Here is a 19,174-nt window from a genome sequence, read left to right on the forward strand (position 1 = left end):
AACAAACCATAAAGGCTTGCCAGTCCGGGGTATAAATCAATTTGGCACTGGCTTATCAAGCACCCTGTTGAGTTCTCAAAGAACAACCACACACCGCCCGGAAACCCCACACCGTGGAGCCCCCGACCCGGGGCATTTCGTTCACATCCCCGCCGCTCTCGCGCCGGGCACTTTCACTACGCTACCCGCTGGTTTCCGCCGAGTCAAACCGCTCTGCCGCGATCCGCACCACTTCAACCCAATTTCCGGACACCACAACCAGACCGGCTTCCACCGATTCCGATCGCAGCTTCCGACAGACCGGCCGCCGCGGTCTCCCGCGAACTCGCCCGGTTTCCTGCCGGCGTCGAACCTTACCCGGTCGGCTCCGCCTCACCAAATCCGCCTCACAGCGAATCCGGGGCACCGCCCGGTCCCGGGTCCAAGGAGTGCAACCCCTCGAACCGGAAGCTCATTCCCACGCTCCGGCCTCCAGGACTTTCGCCCCGTTTCGTCCGTTCCGCGCTGGCAGAGAGAAAGTTACGCCCCCGGCGGATTGATCGTCAAATCCGCCGGGGGCGTCGCCCGTCACAGTCGCGCGGGCGTACGGCTAGCTGCGCAGCTCGACCCCGGCGAACGACCGCTTGCCGCGGCGCAGCACCAGGTACCGACCGTGCAGCAGGTCCTCGGGGCTCACGGTGGCGTCGGTCTCGGTGACCCGGTTGTTGTTGACGTAGGCGCCGCCCTCGGCGATCACCCGGCGGGCCTCCTTCAGGCTCGGGACCAGCCCGGAATCGCGCAGGAGCCCGGCGACGTCGGGCAGCTCGTCGAGGTGGACGAGGCCGGCCTCGGTCAGCGCGGCGCGCAGCGTCGCCGGCGTGAGCTCCTCCAGCGAGCCCCGGCCGAAGAGCGCCTGGCTGGCGGCGACCACCTGCGCCATCTCCCGCTCGCCGTGCACGAGCGTGGTCAGCTCCTCGGCGAGCGCGCGCTGTGCCGCCCGGGCCGCCGGCCGCTCCGCCGTCTCCTTCTCCAGCGCCTCCAGTTCCTCCCGCGAACGGAAGCTGAAGTAGCGCAGGTAGCGGCTCACGTCCCGGTCGTCGACGTTGACCCAGAACTGGTAGAACGCGTACGGGCTGGTCATCTCGGGGTCGAGCCAGATGGCGCCGCCCTCGGTCTTGCCGAACTTCGTCCCGTCCGACTTCGTGACCAGCGGGGTGGTGAACGCCTGCACCGGGCCGGCGCCGCGCCGGCGGATGTAGTCCACCCCGGCCGCGATGTTGCCCCACTGGTCGGAGCCGCCGAACTGGAGCTGGCAGCCGTGCCGGCGGTGCAACTCGAAGAAGTCGTTGGCCTGGAGCAGTTGGTAGCTGAACTCGGTGAAGCTGATTCCGCTCTCCAGCCGCGCCTTGACCACCTCCCGGGCCAGCATCCTGTTGACCGGGAAGTGCTTACCGACGTCGCGGAGGAACTCGACCACCGACATCTCGCCGGTCCAGTCGAGGTTGTTGACCAGTTGCGCGGCGTTCTCGCCCTCGTACGAGACGAAGGGGGCGAGCTGGTCGCGGATCCGGGCCACCCAGCCGGCGACCACCTCGGGCGGGTTGAGGGTCCGCTCGGCGCTCTCCTTCGGGTCGCCGATCTGGCCGGTCGCGCCGCCGACGAGCAGCAGCGGCCGGTGCCCGGCGAGCTGGAGCCGACGGGCCGTGGTGACCTGCATGAGGTGGCCGACGTGCAGGCTCGGCGCGGTCGGGTCGAAACCCACATAGTAGGTGGCGGCACTGCCGTCGAGCAGCGTACGCAGCTCGTCGAGGTTGGTGGAGTCCTGGATCAGGCCGCGCCACCGCAGGTCATCGGTCAGGGAGTCCCGCCCGGGCGGCGGGAGGCTGCTGTCGGTCACGGTCACCCATTCTCCCCTATGACCGGGCGCCTGCCGTAGCGGGTTTGCGCAGCCGGCGGCGGCGTAGGCTGGCGACGCCATGATCGGGAAGGGGAACGCCGTGGACATGCCGGATCTGACGGGCGGCTTCGTCGCCCTGCTCGGCCTCAGGTTCGACGAGGTCAGCGGGGACCGCGTGGTGATCCGCTGGCAGGTCCGCCCGGAGCTGCACCAGCCGTTCGGGATCCAGCACGGCGGCGTGTACTGCTCGGTGGTCGAGACCGCGGCCAGCGTCGGCGGTTCGGTGTGGCTGGGCGACCGGGGGCGGGTCGTCGGCGTGTCGAACCAGACCGACTTCCTGCGCGCGGTCCGCGACGGCGAGCTGACCGGCGTGGGCACCCCCGTACACCGGGGGCGCAGCCAGCAGCTCTGGCAGGTGGAGATCACCGACGCCGACGCCCAGCTCGTCGCCCGCGGCCAGGTGCGACTACAGAACCTCTCCCCCGCCTGACCCGCGCCCCGGCCAGAGGCGCGGTGGCGACGGTCAGCCGCGGGCCTCGTCCAGCACCGGCTCCCCGGCGTCGTCGCACGGCGGCGCGGCCGGCCGGCGCAGCCGGACGCCGGTGATCGCGCGGTGGTCGATGCGGGCCACCTCCAGCTCCCAGCCGTCCACGGTGACGCTCTCCCCGCGACGGTGGGAATGTGGCCGAGGCAGGTGAGCACCAGGCCCGCGATGGTGGTGTAGTCGCCGCCGGGGCGGCCGGGCAGCTCGACCCCGACGTCGGTGAGGTCGTGCACCGGGAAGGTGCCGGGGAGCAGCATGGGGCCGTCCGGCTCGGTGCGCACGGCGCGCACGTCCCGGTCGGTCTCGTCGTAGATCTCCCCGACGATCTCCTCCAGGATGTCCTCGAGGGACCCGGCCGGCGTAGGCCAGTCTGTGCCCACCGGGCCGGCCGGTGAATCCTCGCCCCGGCCCGGGAAGCGGTCAGGCTCGCTCGGCGACCGGCGGGGCCGTCAGGTCGAGCACGTACGAGCGGCCCTCGGGGCGGAAGCCGAGCCGGTGGTAGTAGGGGGCGACCATGCCGGGCGGGGTGACCACCCGGCGGAACCCCCGGTCGGTGAAGAGGCGGCTGCGCCGGTAGACGAACTCGCCCGGGGTGAAGTCCCGGAACCGCCGGGTGACGTAGTCGAGGTCGACCTGCGCCACGCCGTCGGGCTCGGCGTGCGACAGCACCACGCCGACCACCTCGTCGGCCCGCAGCACGAGGAAGGCGGAGCGCTCGGCGGAGGTGCCGGGCGGCCAGCGGAAGCCGGGGTTGAAGCGGGCGATGTCCGTGCCGTGGACGCGCAGCGTGTGGGCGAGGAACTGGTCGTCCACGCCGACCTCGACCACCTGGTAGGTCGCCTCGTCGTGGCGGGTGGCGAGCATGGCGCGCAGATACCAGACGTTGATCACGGCCAGCACGACGTTCAGCCCGACCATCGGCCAGACCTGCACCGCGGCGTTGTAGCCGATCAGGATCAGACACCCGAGCAGGTTCAGGGCACGCAGCCGGAGAATGCGCGTCTGCAGCAGCGACCAGACCAGCAGCGCCGAGCCGGTCCAGCCGATGAGTTCCAGCCAGTCCACCCCGCGAGAGTAGTGGTCACCCGGGTCAGCCCGCACGGCGGGCGCGGGGCCGGTTCACCGGTCGGCGAGCTCCAGCACCCACTCCTCCACCTCGGCGCCGCGGCCGTTGGCGTACCCCCTGTCCTCGCCCGTGACGACGAAGCCGCACTTGCGCAGCACGGCGAGCGAGGCCCGGTTGTCCTTGGCGGCGCGGGCGTGCACGGGCCGCTGGGGCAGCTCGCGCAGCAGGGCGGCGAGCGCGGCGGTGGCGTAGCCCCGGCCCCAGCGACGCGGGTCGATCCAGTAGCTGACCTCGGTCTTGTCGTCGACCGGGAAGGCGGTCACGTGGCCGACGACCTCGTCGTCGACGACGGCCGTGCGGGCGACGATCCGCTCGTCGGCGCGGAGCCGGCGCCAGTGCGCGTCGAACCGCGCCCGGTCGGTCGGGTCCTCCGGGCCGAAGGCGGCCATCCAGTTGGCCTCGACGTCCTGCTCGTGGTCGAAGAAGTGGGGCAGGTCGTCGTCGCGTACGGGGCGCAGGCGCAGGTCGGCGGTCACGGGCCCGAGGATAGGGCCAGGCGGTGACATCGCGGACCTCGCGTCACGCCCGCTGCGCCGCGTTCGCCAGTCCCGGCCGCGCCCCCGATCAGGCCCAGGGCGGACACGGACGCCCGTCGGTGCGCCGATTCGAGCACGCCGGGCCGGCGCCGCGCGGACAATGAGCTGGTGACACGAGCGGTACGGGGCGCGCGGGCGGGCGGGACGCCCGTCGGCACGGCGGCGGGCGCACGGGCGGCGGGCGCGGCGTCGCTCGGAGCGCTTGCCGTGGGCGCGCTGGCCGTCGGGGCCGTCGCCGTCGGGGCGCTGGCCATCGGTCGGCTCGCGATCCGCCGGGCCGTCGTGCGGGAGTTGCGCATCGGCCGGCTGGAGATCGACGAACTGGTCGTGCGCGAGCGCCCCGCCGGCGACGGGTAGCGGCCCGACGGTTAACCGCGGCTGTCGACCGAGACGTAGTGAACTCCGCGCTGGTCATCGTCCATTCGCTCAGCGATACCGTCGCGCCCGCCGGCCGACGAGCCCGGTGGAGAGGTCGTCGGCGAACATCCGTGGTTCCGCCGTCTCTTCTCGCGGATCGTCACGGGACGGCTGTCGGGGCGGTTGCCAGGTCCCGGGCGGCGACCGCCCGCAGCCACTGCTGGGCCAGCAGGGCGTGACCCGGTTGTGTCAGGTGCACGCCGTCCGCCGTCCAGACCTGCTCGTCGGCTGTTCCGGCACCGAACAGGTGGTCCACCGTCACCAACGTCGCGTCGAAGTCGACGGCCAGTTTGCGCACCACGTCGGCCTTCGGCCCGAGGTCTTCGCGCCATGCCCGCTGTCCGTCGTCGAGCGGGATGAGGAAGGGCTCGATCAGGATGACGGCGGCGTCGAGCCGCCGTCGGGTCAGGTCGAGGATGTGCCGGTAGTCGCGTTCGAACTCCTCCACGGTGGTGGGATCGTCGGCACTGTACCGGCGCCAGGTGTCGTTGATGCCGATCAGCACCGACACCACCTGCGGCGCGAGCCGCAGGCAGTCGTCGTCCCACCTGGCGCGCAGGTCGCGGACCCGGTCGCCGCTGACGCCCCGGTTGAGGAAGGTGACGGCGTGCTGCGGGTGCCGGGCGGTGAACCAGGCCGAGGCCATCATGGCGTATCCGCCACCGAGGTCGTCGGACCGCTCGCGGTTGCGTCCCGCGTCGGTGATGCTGTCGCCGATGAACAGCACCCGTCCGCCGGGTGGGATCTCTTCTGTCATCACGGGCCTCCATTGCGTCGCGTGGGTGCCGGAGCCGGGCAGGGCGATCGTACGCGTGCCCGGCTGAGAGGTCGGCTGGTCAGAATCGTGGTAGGGGCCGGCCCATCCTGTACCAGTCGACCGTCTGGTACTTCGTCCCGAACGGGCGCGCCTTGCTGCTGACCTTCGATCCCGAGGCGGATCTGAGCATGGGCTGGGACCAGTGCGTCGAGCAGGAGTCGCTCTACCGAGACGTCCCGAGGACCTGGTTCGCCTGGTGCGCAACGTTCATGGATAGCACGCTAGTCAGCACGTCCTGGCCGGTGCAGCCAGGGCGCGGCCCTGGGCGCCGCCGCGATCAGGGCGACCGCGAGCGCCGTGATCACCACCTGCCCGATCCGGCCGGGCGTAGTCCCCGGCACCGTGTCCAGCACGTAGTCGGCGTACCCGTTCGCCGCCGCGCCGCTGGCAAGGACAACCAGCCAAGCAACAGCCCTTCGATCCGGCGCAGCGCTAGCAACAGCGCCGCGAGCGGATCGAACACGGTCAGCGAGGTGAAGCACACCATCAGTCAGGTGGGGGTGGACGGGCTTGGACCACCCGGCCGGACGCCGAGCAGGTCGCCCAGGTGGACGATCCCGCCGTACGCGAGGAGGCAGACAGCGGCGATCACGACGACCCGAACCCACCGGCGCACACCGGCCCACCGCCGGAGCGATCTCCGTCTCGCCGCGCCCACCGGCCCCCCGTTCCAGTCGGACAGTGCCCCGCCCGCGCCGCATCGATGCTAATGCGGTTCCAGGGACGTTCGCTGCGCCGGTCCAGACCACCACCGGCGGCGTTGGAGGCGTGCCGGATCGCCTCCCTGGACCTCCCCGCGACACTGGCAACGTTCTGGACCCGCACCTCGAGAGCCGGCAAACGTTTGTGGTCAGCGCACTAGCCGGCCCATGGGACCTCGGCGGGCCGCTGTCCCCCGCGCCGATCCGACGTGGTGTAGCGCCCGGGCCCGGCGTCGTCGGGTCAGTAGCCTTCGAATTCACTCACGGCGTCGGGGTGGGCGAAGAAGGCGCCGGGATAGCGCGGCGGGTACCGCAGGGCGACGTCGCGGTCATCGGGCGGAAAGGCCCGATTGATGCCGAGTGCCACCTCGTAGCCGCCGTGGACGAGTAGCTGTTTCGCTCCCGGAATGTACTCGTTCTCGACCTGGTACCGCAGCTCGGTGAACTTGGCCCGCACCGCATTGCCGAGCGCCACCAGATTCAGGGCCTCGGGACCGCCGTCGACCCCTGCCTGAAGCGCTCTGGTGAGGGTGCTCGTAAATGGGTCGATCTCGCTCCCGAACAGCATCACCCGGCCAGCGCCCAGCAGCGACAACTGTACGCCGTGCCGGTGACCGGCCGGTGGGTCCGGCCGGGTGAAGTGCCGCGCGGCGATCTGCGCGGAACCGCAGTCCAGCAGGACGACGAGTCGGGTGGCCGCGCTGTCCCGCATCAGGTCGGCGACCCTCCTGAGCACGGACCGCCGGCTGCCCGGATCCTCGGTCTGCTGCTCCGCGCCCTCGGGGGTCTCCCAGTGTTCCGGGCCGGTCGCGGCGTAGGAGAACAGCAACGTGTCCGACGCCGCCGCGGCGGCCCGGCGCACGGCGTCGATCACCGCGTCGGGGGACTCCCCGCGCACGAGCTGTTCGGTGTGCGCTTCGAGGAAGGGCGTGCCGATGTTCGGGGAGACGAGGGCGCGGGCCAACGCCCTGGTCGCCTCCACCGCCGACTCGTAGCCGTGGCCGAAGCCATGGTCCGCGTCGGGGTCGGGGGTGTCTCGGCCGACGAGGACGGCTCGGGAACCGGCGAGGACGGGCAGGAGCGGATGTCGTCGCGGGGTCGCGTCGGCTGTCATCACTCCATTCTGGAGACCGAGAGCCGGCCAGTCGATGCCCCGGCCATGTTGGTGTCGGGGGAGCGCGGGCCGGCACCTCGCGCCGCAGGTCGCTCCCTGCGGGCCGGCTTGCGGCGCGTCAACCGCCGTGCCCGTACCGGCTCGGCCAACCCGCCGACCCGCTCTCGGCAGCACCATCACCACCGTCGAGAGTGAGCCCCTACCGCCTCGTCCAAACGGACGACACTCGGCGTGTCACCGACCCGGTGAACGTTCATGGACAGCGCACTAGCCTGACCGCCGTGGTCATCCCACCCGGCAGTCGCTGGGCCCCGGGATGCTCGTCTTTCCAGGAGGTCCCATTGAAGCGGGCGACGCGCCGCTCCTGGGAGATGACCCAGCCGTGCTCGCCGCCCGCTCCGCTCCCGCCGCGAAATCACGCCTGGTTGTCTCCCTGGTGGTGGGCTCTCCGCGACCGGTCTTCTCGCCGCTTCGCCAGGATGATGAGTGCGCCGGAGACGACGCCTGCGAAGTACGGGACGGCACGAGCAGGACGCCACCGACGGAACACCACGCCGCGAGGCCCCAGCCGATCCCGGCGGGCACGGCGACCCCGCGTCCGGCGAGGTGCCAGGTCAGGCAACCCAGGAGGATCAGGGGCACGGCGAAGCTTCCCGGACCGGCCCAGAAGGTGACCGCGTTCTGAAGGGATGCCACCGTCTGGTCGGCGCCGCTGTCCGTCAGCCCGAGCGGGACGGCTGCCCACACCCCTCGGCCGACCCAGCCGGCGATGTCTTCGCGGGAGAAGACAGTCAGCAACAACAGGTGACCCGTCCCCAGCACGAGCATGATGCCGCTCGCCCAGCGCAGCAGTTGCTTACCGGCGTTCATCGTCAGCCCCGCTCCCGATACCGTGCCGGGAGATCGTCGCGGAGTGCCAACACGTCCTCGACTGCGAAGTCAGCGGTGGGTTCGTGGATGCGCCACGGAACGCTGGCGTGTGCGGTGTTCGGAAGTCTCACGTGCAGGGCCCTCCCAAATTTCTCGTCGCGTCGCCGGCGCCGCAAGATGATCTCCTGTGTCAGCCAGCACAGGCTGTTATGGTTAGCACAGAGGAGGTGGCGTGACAACACGACGAAAGCAGACCAGCGGAGAGAGCCGCGAGCTGATCCTCACCGCGGCGGCAGAACTGTTCGCGACCAAGGGCTACCGGCAGACGACGTTTGCCGACGTGGCCGAGCGGTCCGGGATCAGTCGGGGCTCCATTCCGTGGCACTTCGGCAGCAAGGAGGGTCTGCTGCTGGCGGTCCTCGAACGGTCGGTGGACCTGCTCCACGCAAGCCTCGGCGAGGCGCCCGGCCCAGGCGCGGAGACCGGGCTGGACCACCTGATGAAGGGGCTCGGCGCGCTGTTCACGCGGCCCACGACCAGACTGTTCGTCACGCTGCTGGTAGAGGCGCTGGAGCCGGACTCCCCCATCCATGACCGATACGTGGCGATCCACGACACCCTGCGCGGTCACTGCAAGCGCTGGCTGGACCGATTCGCGCCGCCGGCCGGCTTGTCCACCGACGCGCTGGCAGTCGCGATCGTCGGGGCGGGGATGGGCATCCACCAGCAGTGGCTGGTGGCGCCCGACCGGGTCGACATCGAGCAGTCGCTGGCCGCGTTGCGGGCATTGGTGGCGGGAGTCGTGCCGGCAAGCGGGACATGACCGACCGTCGCGCCGGCTACGGCTTCCTCGCGGTGCGCTGAAATCCCCCGCCGGAACCGGTCGTCGACGGCCCGTGCCGGGTCCTCGTACTGCCACCCACCCCGCGCGGTCCCACGGTCAGGCCCGCGCCGGCGGGCAGGGCCTGTGCAGCCAGGCCGACGTGCCCACCCGGCGCACCGCGCCGCTATCCAGGGGTCACGAGGCCCGCCAGTGCGATCCGGACGTGCCGAGGTTGGCGGTGTTCGAGCGGGTACGGGAGCCGCGATCGTCGAGGTGGTCAGTCGGTGCGAATGCCGGTCAGGATCTGCATGGCGTGGCGCTCCCTGGCCGCGAGTTCGGTGAGGAGCACCGAGGCTCGGATCAGGTGGTCCGGGTCGCCGGTTTCTCCGGCGGCCGTGATGTGGTGGGAGACCTCGGTCCATGACGGGGCGATCTCGGCGTACCGCCGGTGACCGAGGCGGACGTTGTCGTCGTCGACGATCGTGGCGCATTCGGCGAGGAAGTCGCGGTACATGGCGCGAAACAGGGCGCCGCCGGTCCCGCCGCGTTCCATCAGCGCTGCGGCCAGCGGGAGGTCGCGGGACGGGTCGCGGGAGCGGTCGAGCCACCGCGCCACCTGTCGGGCCGCCTTGTCGATGCCGCGATGGCCGAGGTTGGCGATGGGTGGGTTGAGGAAAGCGTGCGCGTTGTTGCGGATGGCCGCCCGGATGGCGTGGCCCAGATCGGGCCGGCCGGTGGGGCTGGCGATGGTGTAGGAGAGGTTGCGGGCGGTCATCGGCCCGCGTTCGTTGCGGGCCCGTTCCAAGCTCGTCAGCGTGGTCGTCACGGTGCCGCCCTGCTGGGCGGTGTCGATCAGGTAGGCATGGGTGTCGTCGTAGCCGTACATCGCGGCGAAGTGAGCCCCGAAGTGGACTTTCGTGCTGAAGTAGTCCAGGTGGTAGGAGTCCAGTTGCAGGCCGACCGGGCGTCCGGCGGCGAGGGCGACGACCACGTTCTGCCAGGCCTTACGGGGCGAGGCGGTCTCCTGGATGTGCAGCGTCAGGCCCAGCCGGTCGGCCACGGTTCGGGTAATCGTGGTCGGCTTGGTGCGGCCGCCGAGGAACGGAAAGTCCATGCTCCTGGCATCCCAGTAGACGAAGCCCAGACCTTCGCCGAGGCCGAACAGCATGGGCTCGGACAGGTCGACGCCCTCGTGGCGCAGCAGGGCACCGAGCGTGGTGGTCTCGCAGTGCTGACCGGCGGGGAACGCCACGTTCTCAATGATCATTCGGTCTCCTTATCTGCTGGTCGGGACGGGCCGGACGGGGGTCGGACCGGCCAGGCGATCTCCGTGCGGAGCGCGGCCGTGGGTGTGCCGGGTACGGGCGATACGAGGTAGCGCTCCTCGGCTGGGCCCGCCAGCGCCCGGCCGTGCTCGGCGATCCAGCGTCCCAGCGACCGGTAGGCGGTATCGATGGCGTCGTAGCCGCCCTCGTGGACGGTCGCGGCGAGCAGGCAGCCCGGCAGTTCCCCGGGCGCAATCGTCGCGGTCGGCCGGGGCGGGCGCGCCACCGGCGCGAACAGCTCCACCTCCAACTCCGCCGCGTCGAGGTCGTCGCTGAGGTATCGGGTCCCGACCGGCCCTGCCGGGGCGATCCCCTGCGCGGCGAGGCCGGCGAACAGCCGCGCGAACCCGGGCGCCAACGCCTCGGCCAGCCCGCTCAGCGGGGTACGCACCAGCATGCGGGCGGTGGGCTGGGCATCGCGCCACCGTTCGTACACGTGTAGCCAGCCCGGCACGCGTCCCGGCTCGGCCAGAACAGCCCCCAACCGCCCGGCGATCTCGTCGAGCCGGGCCGCCCGCGCGGCCACGCGTTCCCGGTGCCGCTCGATTACGGCGCGGGTCTGCTCCGGGGTTTCGGCCGCCAGGATCTCGGCGATCTCGGGCAACGGCACCTCCAGCTCTCGCAGCCGCCGGACCAGCCCCGCTCTGGGGAACTGGTCGACGCTGTACCGGCGGTAGCCGGTATCCGGATCGACCGACGCCGGGACGAGCAGACCCAACCGGTCGTAGTTGCGCAGCACTCGAACGGACAAGCGGGTCGCTCGCGCGAACACCCCGATCGGCATCAACCCCGTCACCGGCGCCTCCAACAGCCTCGACCCTCCCCATGGGAGAGGGTCAACCTCGGCCCGGCCCTGCCGCGCCGACCACGGAACGAATCATGATGGAACGGGTCCGGCCGGCCACGTACCCCAGCGCGCTCGCGGGTCGCGCGCCCGGCAGCTCGCCGTCACGCAGGCTGAACCGGTCGGCACGGGCCCGCACAGGTGCGTTGCCGGCGGCAACGACCCCTCCGGCTCCGCGAGCAGCGACCCGTACTGCCTCTTCGGGGACAGGGGTGACGCCGGAGCGCGTGCCGTCCGGCGTCAGGCACGGCGGCTGGCCCAGCTCGGCACCCAGGCCTCGGCCGGAGTGGCCGGCCGCGCGGCCGTCAGGTGCTGGCGGAGTGCGGTGAGGGTGGGATGCGGGTTGCCCGCGAGGCACACGAACCAGTGCGGGTAGACCGGCGTCGGGCCGTGCAGCGGGATGCGACGCAGGTCGTGGGTGGTTGGCCAGATGTACCGGTCGCCGACCGAGCGACTCGAGCGGGTACCGGCTGACCGGGTCGGCCGCGTGCTGGTCGCGTGGAACATCACGGGCACCGGGGCGATCGCGGTGCTCACCGCGCTGTGGGGCGTTCTGGCCGGGGCCACCGACGTACGCGTCGCGATCGGTGTCGCCGGCGTGCTGCTCCTGGCCACCCCGTACCTGCTCCCGCGCCGCTCCGGCACGCAGTCGCCGGCCACCGGGCCTGCGCGGCCGTTCGTCAGCGCTGCTCGATGACCGGGCCAGGTCCGATCCCGGCCGGACGGGCTCTGGCCCGTCCCCGGCTGTTCTCCGGTGGCCGGGCCACGACCCGCCGGCGAGGCGTCAGACGTACCGACGCCATGCTCACCGTCAGCGCAGCCGCCGGGCGGTGAACCTGGTCGGCGGCTCGGCGATCGCGTCCTGGGCCGCGATCAGCTGGATCTCCCGGGTGCCCGCCGCGAGGGTCGCCTCGAGTACGGCGAAGACGGAGGCGATGGTGCGTTCCAGTGCCGTCGCGGGCGAGCCCGTCGTCCGCAGGTGCGCGAGATACAGCGCCGCGGTGACGTCACCGCCGCCGTTCGGGCTGATCGGCAGCAGCGGCGTCGTCACGGCCCAGGCGCCCTCGTCCGAGACGGCCACCACCTCCAGCGAGCCCACCGGCACGTCGCCGTGGAGCACGCTGGTGACCAGGACGTGCCGCGGCCCCGTCCCGCGCACCACGTCGACCGCCTCCAGCAACTCCGCCAACGAGTTCGTCGTACGGCCGGCGAGGAAGTCCAGCTCGAACTGGTTCGGGGTGATGATGTCCGCACGCGGCACGACGACGTCCCGCATGAACTCCGGGATGCCGGGCCGGACGAACATCCCGCGGCCGGCGTCGCCCATCACCGGGTCGCAGCAGTACACGGCATCCGGGTTGGCCGCCTTGACCTTGTCCACCGCGTCGAGGATCACCGCGCCCATCGCCGGGTCGCCCTGGTAGCCCGACAACACGGCGTCAGCGCTGCCGAGGACCCCGCGGTCCGCGATGCCCGCGATCACCTCGGCCACGTCGGCGGGCGCCAGCAGCGGCCCTCGCCACGCGCCGTACCCGGTGTGGTTGGAGAAATGGACCGTCAGTACCGGCCAGACCTCGTGCCCGAGCCGCTGGAGAGGAAAGGCCGCCGCCGAGTTGCCCACGTAGCCGTAGGCGACCGAAGACTGGATGGACAGGATCTTCACCGGCTCATCATGACGGTTCCCGCCGGTGCCACACGTACTGCCCACCGTTTCTGTCGAGTGACCCACTCCGGGCCCTCCTGCGATGGCAGAACCACTGACGGGGGCTTCCACCGCCGGCGACTGTTGGAGCTGTGCACAGCGACCCGCACGCTCGCAGCCGCCGTCCGGAACCTGTTGGCCACCTCGGCAAGCTGACCGAACGTGGGATCCGGCGGGCCGGCGGCGAACGCGTTCGACGCAGCGGCTAGTCTGCGCCTGTGCAGGAGGCGATGTCCTGGAGCAACCTCGATGGCTGACGCCGACGACGTCCGTCGCCTGGCACTGGCACTGCCTCACGTGGTCGAGATCGACAGTGACGGCTTCGACTTCCGGGTGGCCGGCAAGGGATTCGTCTGGTCCTACCCGGAGCGCAGACCCGGTGCGCCGCGCCTCATCCGCACCGACATCGCGGTGCTGTACGCCGGCGACGAAGCGGAGAAGCAGGCCTTGCTCCTCGGCGAGCCCGAGGTCTTCTTCACCACCCCCGCGTACGACGGGCTGCCCCTGGTCATGCTGCGGCTGGCGCAGGTGACCGTCGATCGCCTGGCGGAACTCGTCACCGACGCGTGGCGCATGCGTGCCCCGGAACCGCTCGCCGGCGACCTCGACGACGACCCGGATTCGTCGAGCCGAGACCTGAGCAGAGCCGCTCCGGAGGCCAGGTAGCACTCGCGCCGCCGCGTCCCCGCAGCCGGCTCCCGGCTTCGTGGCGCCCCGCCCACCCGCCTGACCAGGGCAGGGCCGCAGCGGCACGCCGGTCAGTCCGGCGGCCGGTTCCGGGTCGACAGTCGCATCATCGTCATCTGGTGGCCCTGCCGGCGGATCAGCCGTCGGTGGCGGGGCGGGCCACGCCGCCGACGATCGTGGCGAGCAGCCGGGGTTCCGCCTGCCGTGGCGGGCCGTCGAGTCCGCGGACGAGCACGAGGTCGGCTCGGGCCCCCACGGCGACGACTCCCCGGTCGGGTGATCCGAGCAGCCGGGACGGCACGGTCGACGCCATCGACCACACCTCCGCGAGACCGAAGCTGGTCTGCCGCAGCGCCCACCGGACGCACTCGAACAGCGACCGGCCGCTGCCGGCCAGCAACTCGGTGCCGGTCAGGCTGAGCCGGCCGTCGGCGTCCACGGTGACCGAGCCGCCGACCGGGGTGCGGTACTCACCGGGCGGGCAGCCGGCGAGGGCCGCCGAATCGCTGACCAGGACCGAGCGTTCGACGCCCTTCGCCCGCACCATGGCGGTGAGCGTGTCAGCGGGGAGGTGGTGACCGTCGGCGATGAAGCTCGCCGTCAGGGCCTCCTCCGCCAGCTGCGCCCACAGGTGGTTGGGATGCCGCGGCAGGACGGCGTGCGACCCGTTCCCGAGGTGGGTGGATAGCCGTGCTCCCGCGTGGACCGCCGCCCGCACCTGCTCCGGTGTCGCGGCGGTGTGTCCCAGGCCGACGACGATCCCGGCCTCGGTGGCGGCGCGGACGTACCGCGTCGCGCCGGGCCGTTCGGGCGCCAGCGTGACGAGGCGTACCAGGCCCGGGGCGACGTCGAGCCACTGCGTGAGCTCCCGCGGGTCCGGGTCGCGGACGTGCCGCCGGTCGTGCGCGCCACGGGGGCCGTCCGCGTCGGCCAGGTAGGGGCCTTCGACGTGTACGCCGACGACGACGTCGGCGACCAGGGGGTCGCTCGCGCGGGCGGCGGCTATCACGTCGAGGGTGGAGAGGATCTTCTCCTGGCTGGCCGTGATGATCGTGGGGCAGTACGACGTGACGCCCCGGCGGCACAGCGACCGGGTCAACTCGACCACGGTGGCGACCGACACGTCGTCGGCGTTGACGTCCGCGCCGGCGAATCCGTTGACCTGCAGGTCCACCAGCCCGGGAAGGATCGTGGGCTGGTCCGGCGTCGGCTGGGTCTCCTCGATGGACGAGATGCGGTCGCCGGAGATCCGCAGCCGCACGGGGCGACCGTCGGCGAGCCGGCCCTCGATGCGCGTCTGCTGCCCCGGTGGGGTCACGTCAGCTCGTCCAGGCCGCTCGCGGCTGCCGCGTCGGCGTGCACCGACACCGACCGGTGCGTCCGGAGCGCGCTCGCGGGGCAGGCCGGGCCGATGGGTCCGGTCAGGGCGAGCCTCAGCGCGGCCGCCTTGTGCCGGCCGTGCACGGTGACGACGATCGAGTTCGCGCTCAGCAGCGTCGGCACGGTCAAGGTGACCGCCTGGGCCGGCACGTCCTCCAGTCGGGCGAACAACCCCTCGTCGACCTGCTGTTGACGCGAGACCGGGTCGAGTTCGACCACCCGCACGGCGGCCGGGTCGTCGAAGCGGGCGACGTCGGGCTCGTTGAAGGCGATGTGTCCGTTCACGCCGATGCCCATGCAGGTAAGGTCGATCGGGCCCTGCGCCAGCAGCGTGGCGTAGCGGGCGGCCTCGGTGACAGGGTCCGCTTCGGGCCGCAGTCGCGTGAACGACCCGAGCCCGGCGACCGGCAACCGCTCCTGCAACCACTGCCCGAACGCCTGGGGATGCGTCTGCGGAAGTCCCACGTACTCGTCCATGTGGAAGGCGTGCACCCGGGACCAGTCGATCGAGACATCGCGTACCAGCGCCGCGAGCATCTCCTGCTGCGAGGGCGCCGCCGCCAGCACGATCCGGGCGCTGCCACGGGACGCGATCGCGCCACGGATGACGTCCGCGGCGACGCGTGCGGCGCCGGCACCGGCACCGGCCGGATCCGCTGTCACGTGCAGGGTCACGTCGTCCGCACTCAGCCCCGCCGGCATGCCCATTCCGTCTCCTCAGGCTCTGCAATCGGTTGCACAGACCCTAACGACGAAGCGTCGGCGGGTCAACACGTTGTGGCAGCGGTCAGGCGGCGGGACCGGTCGAGGCGCGGAGGGTGAGCTCGCCGTCGAGGCGGATCTCCTCGGTCGGCTCACCCGAGCCGCAGCGCTGCAGCAGCTCCACGGCCACGTGCCCCAGCCGCTGCACCGGGGCCGTCACGGTCGTCAGGCGGGGCGTGACGGTGCGCGCCAGCAGCACGTCGTCGCAGCCGATCACGCTGCGCTCCTCCGGCACCCGCACCCCGGCGTCGGCAAGCCCCGCCAGGACGCCACACGCCATCAGGTCGTCGAACGCGAAGGTGGCGGTGCAATCGCTGTCCAGCAGCGCCCTCGCCGCCGCCAGCCCGCCCTCGAAGGACGCCGCGAAGGGCCCGAGGTCGACCAGCGTGACGTCGGACCGGACCGCCCACGCGTGGATCGCGTCGGCCCGCTGGCGCGCCGCCCACGAGGCGGAAGGGCCACGCATCATGGCGACCCGGCGGTGGCCCAACTGCTCCAGGTGCCGGCCGGCGGCCTGCAGGGCGCGCGTGTTGTCGCAGGTCACGCCCGGCAACCCCCGGATCCGCCGGTTGATGACGACGCACGGCAGGTCATTCACCTTGTCCTTGAGCCCGGACGAGGACCGGGGCGACGCCAGCAGCAGGCCGTCGACCTGGCCGGCGAGGTGACGGATGAGCTGGGGCTCCGCGGCGGCTCTCTCCTCCGTGTCGACGAGCAGCACGGAGGAGTCCAGCTTGTCGGCCGCCTGCTGGATGGCCCGGACCAGTGGCGGGAAGAAGGGGTTGGTGATGTCCGGGACGAGCAGTCCGATCAGGCCCGTCCGCCCGGTCACCAGGCCGCGCGCGGCCTTGTTGGGCTGGTAGCCCACCTCGCGGGCCGCGGCGTGGATGCGTTCCCGGAGTTCGGCGTTCACCACGTGCGGCCGGCTGAAGGCACGCGAGACGGTCGACGCGGACACGCCACACGCCTCTGCGATCGAGTAGATCGTCGGCCGCTTCATTCGGTCCTCCTGTTTCGGGCTGTCGCCGCGCTCGCTGAATGTGAAGCGTGCCGCTACTCTAGCCACCGACACGGTATGCAAGCGATTGCACCAGGAGGGGTCGGATGACCGCTGAGGCCCGGGTCCAACTCGAGAACGTGATCCTGCCCTTCTGGCTGCGCCACGGCGTCGACGAGCGGCGGGGTGGCTTCCACACCTGCTTCGACAACCGCGGCCGCCGGCTCGTCTCCACGGAGAAGTTCACCTGGTCGCAGGGGCGGTTCGTGTGGCTGCTCGCGCGAGCGGCCCGGCTGGCCACGGAGGGGCTGCTGGACGTCGACGGCGACCGCCTGGTGGCACTGGCCGAACGCGGCGCCCGGTTCCTCGCCGACCATGTGGTCCGACCCGACGGCACCTGCCACTTCGTGGTCACCGCGGACGGCACCCCCACCCACGGTCCGGCTGGCGAGACGCACAGCGTCTACGCGGACTGCTTCGTCGTGATGGGACTGGCCGAACTGGCCCGCACGACCGGGTCGACGGCGTGGCTGGAGGTCGCCGAGCCGCTGCTGTCCCGGGCGACCGCGGACATCCGGACGAACCGCGCGGCGACGCCGCCGTACGCCGTCCCCGACGGGCATGTCGCCTTCGGCCCCCGGATGATCCTGCTCAACACCCGCCTGGAACACGCGCGGGCCCTGCGCCACCTCGACCGGATGACCTCGGACACGCTGGCCGACCTCGCCGCCGACCGCGACGCCATGCTCCGCCACCGCACGCCCGACGGCACCTTCCGGGAGATGATTCCCGACCTGCCCGACGACACCTCCCTCGTCGCCCGGCACCGGGTCCCCGGGCACGCCCTCGAAGGCGTCTGGGTCGCCCTGGAGGCGGGCAACCTTCTCGGCGAGAGCGACGAGGTCACCGACGCCGAGCTGCTGACCAGCGTCGACGCCCTCTGCGCATCGGCCTGGGACAGCCGGCACGGGGGGCTCTTCCGCTACGTCGACGCCGAGGGCGCCACGGAGCCGCGCGGCACCGGGGGTGACACGCCCTACGAGAGGCTGGTCCGTTCGACCTGGAGCACGAAGCTGTGGTGGGTGCACACCGAGGCGGCGTACACCACGGCGCTGGCCGCACGCCGCTACGGCGACCGTGACGCCGGGCGGTGGGCGGAGCTGATCTGGGACTACACCCTCGCGACGTTCCCCGGCCGGGACGAGGGCGAGGAGTGGGTCCAGATCCGCGACCGCGGCGGACGCCCGCTGGACCAGGTCGTGGCGTTGCCGGTCAAGGACCCCTTCCACATCGCCCGGAACCTCATGCAACTGGTCGAACTCGGTGCCGAGGTGCCCGTTGACAGCCGCCGCTGACACCGACATCACCGTCCGCGACGCCCGGGTCAGCTTCCGGGAGATCGACCTGGACCATCCGTTCATGATCAGCGGTCGCGCCATCACCTGGTTCACCCTCGCCCTGGTCGACGTGGTCGCCACGAACCGCCGTGGCGAGGCCGCGACCGGCCGGGGTGCCTCGGTGCTCTCCGTCCCGTGGTCGTGGCCGACATCGCGGCTGGACGTCAGAGGACGGGACGCCGCCCTGCGCCGCCTCACCGAACGGTTCGCGCACGCCGCGCTGGGTGCTGAGCCGGCCGACCCCGTCGGCACGTGGCTCCGGCTGCACCAGACGGTGGCCGACACCGGTGCCGCCGTCGAGGACGTCCCGGCGCCGGAGCCGATACCCCGGCTGGCGGCGCTGCTGTGCCTCGGCGCGGTCGACAATGCCCTGCACGACGCGTGGGCCCGCGCGGCGGGCCGCCCGGCGCACACCATGTACACCCCCGACCACCTCGCCCACGACCTCGGCGCGTGCGTGGATCCGACGTTGGCCGGCCGGTACCCGGGTGAGTTCCTGACCGCACCGCGCCGGCGGCTGCCGGTCCAGCACGTGGTCGGCACCGCCGACCCGCTGCGGCCCGGCGACGCCGGCGGCGCGCGGTCGCTCGAGGAGTGGCTGCGCCGGGACGGCGTACGCCATGTGAAGATCAAGGTGCCGGGTCGCGATCCCGACGCCGACGCGCGGCGGATCGCAGAGGTGCATCGGGTGGCATCGGCCCGGACGGCCGACGTGGTGCTGTCGGTGGACCCCAACGAGGGCTACCCCGGGCCGGCGGCACTCGGCGCGATGCTGGACGCCCTGGCGGCGACGGCACCCGACGCCTTCCAGGCCGTGGCCTTCGTCGAGCAGCCCTGGCCCCGGGACAGCAGCCCGGATCCGGCCGCCGTGCGGGAGCAGAGCCGGCGCCGGCCCGTCCTGATGGACGAGAGCCTGCACGACCCGGCGCAGCTTCGCCACGTGCGAAGCGACGGCTGGTCGGGAGTCGTGGTGAAGGCCGGCAAGGGCCAGACGCCCGCCCTGCTCACGTACGCCTTCGCCCGCGCCCACGGGCTCTTCGTGACGATGCAGGACCTCACAGCGGTGGACGCGGCCCTCGCCCACTCGGCCCGCCTGGCGAGCGTGTTCGACCTCTCCGCCCCGCATCTGGAGTACAACAGCCGCCAGTACGCGCCGACCGGCAACCGCGACCTCGCCGGTCGGCAGCCGTCCCTGGTCACCGTCGACGACGGCGTGATCGTCCTCGACGAACCAACGGCCGGCATCTACTGACGCC

General features: G+C 72.1%; 20 protein-coding genes and 1 pseudogene. 7 read left to right on the plus strand and 14 right to left on the minus strand.

Features of this window, described 5'->3' with window-relative positions; all coding sequences use genetic code 11:
- Window positions 1-589: 589 nt before the first annotated feature.
- Window positions 590-1,876, minus strand: coding sequence for a tyrosine--tRNA ligase (tyrS, locus tag ACGF5C_RS22060; RefSeq protein WP_393304472.1), 1,287 nt, complete (start codon window positions 1,874-1,876; stop codon window positions 590-592).
- A gap of 79 nt (window positions 1,877-1,955) precedes the next feature.
- Between tyrS and ACGF5C_RS22065 the strand changes: the two genes are divergently transcribed.
- A complete protein-coding gene (locus ACGF5C_RS22065; RefSeq protein WP_393304320.1) occupies window positions 1,956-2,366 on the plus strand; it encodes a PaaI family thioesterase in 411 nt (136 codons plus the stop codon).
- Between the two features lie 33 nt (window positions 2,367-2,399).
- Here the strand turns inward: ACGF5C_RS22065 and ACGF5C_RS22070 are convergent.
- The 3 genes and pseudogenes from ACGF5C_RS22070 to ACGF5C_RS22080 all read right to left on the minus strand — a co-directional run.
- A pseudogene (locus tag ACGF5C_RS22070) lies at window positions 2,400-2,770 on the minus strand (transporter associated domain-containing protein); the annotation flags it as partial.
- Between the two features lie 70 nt (window positions 2,771-2,840).
- Window positions 2,841-3,485: a hypothetical protein gene (locus tag ACGF5C_RS22075; RefSeq protein ID WP_393304322.1), complete on the minus strand. Its 645-nt coding sequence runs from the start codon at window positions 3,483-3,485 to the stop codon at window positions 2,841-2,843.
- A 54-nt stretch (window positions 3,486-3,539) separates the two neighbouring features.
- Complete coding sequence (locus ACGF5C_RS22080; protein ID WP_393304324.1) at window positions 3,540-4,022, minus strand: GNAT family N-acetyltransferase; 483 nt, start codon at window positions 4,020-4,022, stop codon at window positions 3,540-3,542.
- Between the two features lie 168 nt (window positions 4,023-4,190).
- On the opposite strand from ACGF5C_RS22080, the gene ACGF5C_RS22085 reads away from it, so the two are divergent.
- Window positions 4,191-4,439, plus strand: coding sequence for a hypothetical protein (locus ACGF5C_RS22085; RefSeq protein WP_393304326.1), 249 nt, complete (start codon window positions 4,191-4,193; stop codon window positions 4,437-4,439).
- A gap of 160 nt (window positions 4,440-4,599) precedes the next feature.
- Here ACGF5C_RS22085 and ACGF5C_RS22090 read toward each other — a convergent pair whose 3' ends face one another.
- The 4 genes from ACGF5C_RS22090 to ACGF5C_RS22105 form a co-directional block, all read right to left on the minus strand.
- Complete coding sequence (locus tag ACGF5C_RS22090; protein WP_393269229.1) at window positions 4,600-5,256, minus strand: SGNH/GDSL hydrolase family protein; 657 nt, start codon at window positions 5,254-5,256, stop codon at window positions 4,600-4,602.
- Between the two features lie 550 nt (window positions 5,257-5,806).
- Complete coding sequence (locus ACGF5C_RS22095; protein ID WP_393304328.1) at window positions 5,807-5,932, minus strand: hypothetical protein; 126 nt, start codon at window positions 5,930-5,932, stop codon at window positions 5,807-5,809.
- Between the two features lie 326 nt (window positions 5,933-6,258).
- Window positions 6,259-7,131, minus strand: coding sequence for a hypothetical protein (locus ACGF5C_RS22100; RefSeq protein ID WP_393304330.1), 873 nt, complete (start codon window positions 7,129-7,131; stop codon window positions 6,259-6,261).
- A gap of 285 nt (window positions 7,132-7,416) precedes the next feature.
- Window positions 7,417-8,001, minus strand: coding sequence for a hypothetical protein (locus ACGF5C_RS22105; RefSeq protein WP_393304332.1), 585 nt, complete (start codon window positions 7,999-8,001; stop codon window positions 7,417-7,419).
- 232 nt (window positions 8,002-8,233) lie between these two features.
- Here ACGF5C_RS22105 and ACGF5C_RS22110 point away from each other — a divergent pair, with 232 nt between their 5' ends.
- Complete coding sequence (locus ACGF5C_RS22110) at window positions 8,234-8,824, plus strand: TetR/AcrR family transcriptional regulator (RefSeq protein WP_393304334.1); 591 nt, start codon at window positions 8,234-8,236, stop codon at window positions 8,822-8,824.
- 277 nt (window positions 8,825-9,101) lie between these two features.
- On the opposite strand, the gene ACGF5C_RS22115 is transcribed toward ACGF5C_RS22110, so the two are convergent.
- Both ACGF5C_RS22115 and ACGF5C_RS22120 read right to left on the minus strand, forming a co-directional pair.
- Complete coding sequence (locus ACGF5C_RS22115) at window positions 9,102-10,091, minus strand: BtrH N-terminal domain-containing protein (protein ID WP_393304336.1); 990 nt, start codon at window positions 10,089-10,091, stop codon at window positions 9,102-9,104.
- Window positions 10,088-10,933: a MerR family transcriptional regulator gene (locus ACGF5C_RS22120; RefSeq protein WP_393304474.1), complete on the minus strand. Its 846-nt coding sequence runs from the start codon at window positions 10,931-10,933 to the stop codon at window positions 10,088-10,090. Before ACGF5C_RS22120 ends, ACGF5C_RS22115 begins: the two co-directional genes overlap by 4 nt.
- A gap of 490 nt (window positions 10,934-11,423) precedes the next feature.
- On the opposite strand from ACGF5C_RS22120, the gene ACGF5C_RS22125 reads away from it, so the two are divergent.
- Entirely contained in the window at window positions 11,424-11,690 is a 267-nt protein-coding gene (locus tag ACGF5C_RS22125) for a hypothetical protein (RefSeq protein ID WP_393304338.1), read from the plus strand.
- 114 nt (window positions 11,691-11,804) lie between these two features.
- Here ACGF5C_RS22125 and pdxY read toward each other — a convergent pair whose 3' ends face one another.
- Window positions 11,805-12,656 carry a pyridoxal kinase PdxY gene (gene pdxY / locus ACGF5C_RS22130; RefSeq protein WP_393304340.1) on the minus strand — a complete coding sequence of 284 codons (852 nt, stop codon included), beginning with the start codon at window positions 12,654-12,656 and terminating at the stop codon, window positions 11,805-11,807.
- Between the two features lie 288 nt (window positions 12,657-12,944).
- Between pdxY and ACGF5C_RS22135 the strand changes: the two genes are divergently transcribed.
- Complete coding sequence (locus ACGF5C_RS22135) at window positions 12,945-13,361, plus strand: MmcQ/YjbR family DNA-binding protein (protein ID WP_393304342.1); 417 nt, start codon at window positions 12,945-12,947, stop codon at window positions 13,359-13,361.
- A 157-nt stretch (window positions 13,362-13,518) separates the two neighbouring features.
- Here the strand turns inward: ACGF5C_RS22135 and ACGF5C_RS22140 are convergent, their stop codons facing one another.
- From ACGF5C_RS22140 to ACGF5C_RS22150, 3 genes are all read right to left on the minus strand, one after another.
- A complete protein-coding gene (locus ACGF5C_RS22140; RefSeq protein WP_393304344.1) occupies window positions 13,519-14,700 on the minus strand; it encodes an N-acetylglucosamine-6-phosphate deacetylase in 1,182 nt (393 codons plus the stop codon).
- Window positions 14,697-15,470 carry a 6-phosphogluconolactonase gene (locus ACGF5C_RS22145; RefSeq protein ID WP_393304346.1) on the minus strand — a complete coding sequence of 258 codons (774 nt, stop codon included), beginning with the start codon at window positions 15,468-15,470 and terminating at the stop codon, window positions 14,697-14,699. The genes ACGF5C_RS22140 and ACGF5C_RS22145 overlap by 4 nt, the downstream gene beginning before the upstream one ends.
- 79 nt (window positions 15,471-15,549) lie before the next feature.
- Entirely contained in the window at window positions 15,550-16,524 is a 975-nt protein-coding gene (locus tag ACGF5C_RS22150; protein WP_393304348.1) for a LacI family DNA-binding transcriptional regulator, read from the minus strand.
- 104 nt (window positions 16,525-16,628) lie between these two features.
- Between ACGF5C_RS22150 and ACGF5C_RS22155 the strand changes: the two genes are divergently transcribed.
- Window positions 16,629-17,876: an AGE family epimerase/isomerase gene (locus tag ACGF5C_RS22155; protein ID WP_393304350.1), complete on the plus strand. Its 1,248-nt coding sequence runs from the start codon at window positions 16,629-16,631 to the stop codon at window positions 17,874-17,876.
- Window positions 17,860-19,170: an enolase C-terminal domain-like protein gene (locus ACGF5C_RS22160; protein WP_393304352.1), complete on the plus strand. Its 1,311-nt coding sequence runs from the start codon at window positions 17,860-17,862 to the stop codon at window positions 19,168-19,170. The genes ACGF5C_RS22155 and ACGF5C_RS22160 overlap by 17 nt, the downstream gene beginning before the upstream one ends.
- Window positions 19,171-19,174: the final 4 nt, after the last annotated feature.

Origin of the sequence: Micromonospora sp. NPDC047620 (assembly GCF_043205005.1) — a bacterium.
Classification (GTDB): Bacteria; Actinomycetota; Actinomycetes; order Mycobacteriales; family Micromonosporaceae; genus Micromonospora.

Bases quoted from the DNA above. Each gene is read 5' to 3' on its own strand.
- ACGF5C_RS22065 (WP_393304320.1), top strand. From the start codon at position 1,956: ATGATCGGGAAGGGGAACGCCGTGGACATGCCGGATCTGACGGGCGGC.
- ACGF5C_RS22090 (WP_393269229.1), bottom strand. From the start codon at position 5,256: ATGACAGAAGAGATCCCACCCGGCGGACGGGTGCTGTTCATCGGCGAC.
- ACGF5C_RS22100 (WP_393304330.1), bottom strand. From the start codon at position 7,131: ATGACAGCCGACGCGACCCCGCGACGACATCCGCTCCTGCCCGTCCTC.
- ACGF5C_RS22105 (WP_393304332.1), bottom strand. From the start codon at position 8,001: ATGAACGCCGGTAAGCAACTGCTGCGCTGGGCGAGCGGCATCATGCTC.
- ACGF5C_RS22115 (WP_393304336.1), bottom strand. From the start codon at position 10,091: ATGATCATTGAGAACGTGGCGTTCCCCGCCGGTCAGCACTGCGAGACC.
- ACGF5C_RS22120 (WP_393304474.1), bottom strand. From the start codon at position 10,933: ATGCCGATCGGGGTGTTCGCGCGAGCGACCCGCTTGTCCGTTCGAGTG.
- ACGF5C_RS22125 (WP_393304338.1), top strand. From the start codon at position 11,424: ATGTACCGGTCGCCGACCGAGCGACTCGAGCGGGTACCGGCTGACCGG.
- ACGF5C_RS22135 (WP_393304342.1), top strand. From the start codon at position 12,945: ATGGCTGACGCCGACGACGTCCGTCGCCTGGCACTGGCACTGCCTCAC.
- ACGF5C_RS22145 (WP_393304346.1), bottom strand. From the start codon at position 15,470: ATGGGCATGCCGGCGGGGCTGAGTGCGGACGACGTGACCCTGCACGTG.
- ACGF5C_RS22150 (WP_393304348.1), bottom strand. From the start codon at position 16,524: ATGAAGCGGCCGACGATCTACTCGATCGCAGAGGCGTGTGGCGTGTCC.
- ACGF5C_RS22155 (WP_393304350.1), top strand. From the start codon at position 16,629: ATGACCGCTGAGGCCCGGGTCCAACTCGAGAACGTGATCCTGCCCTTC.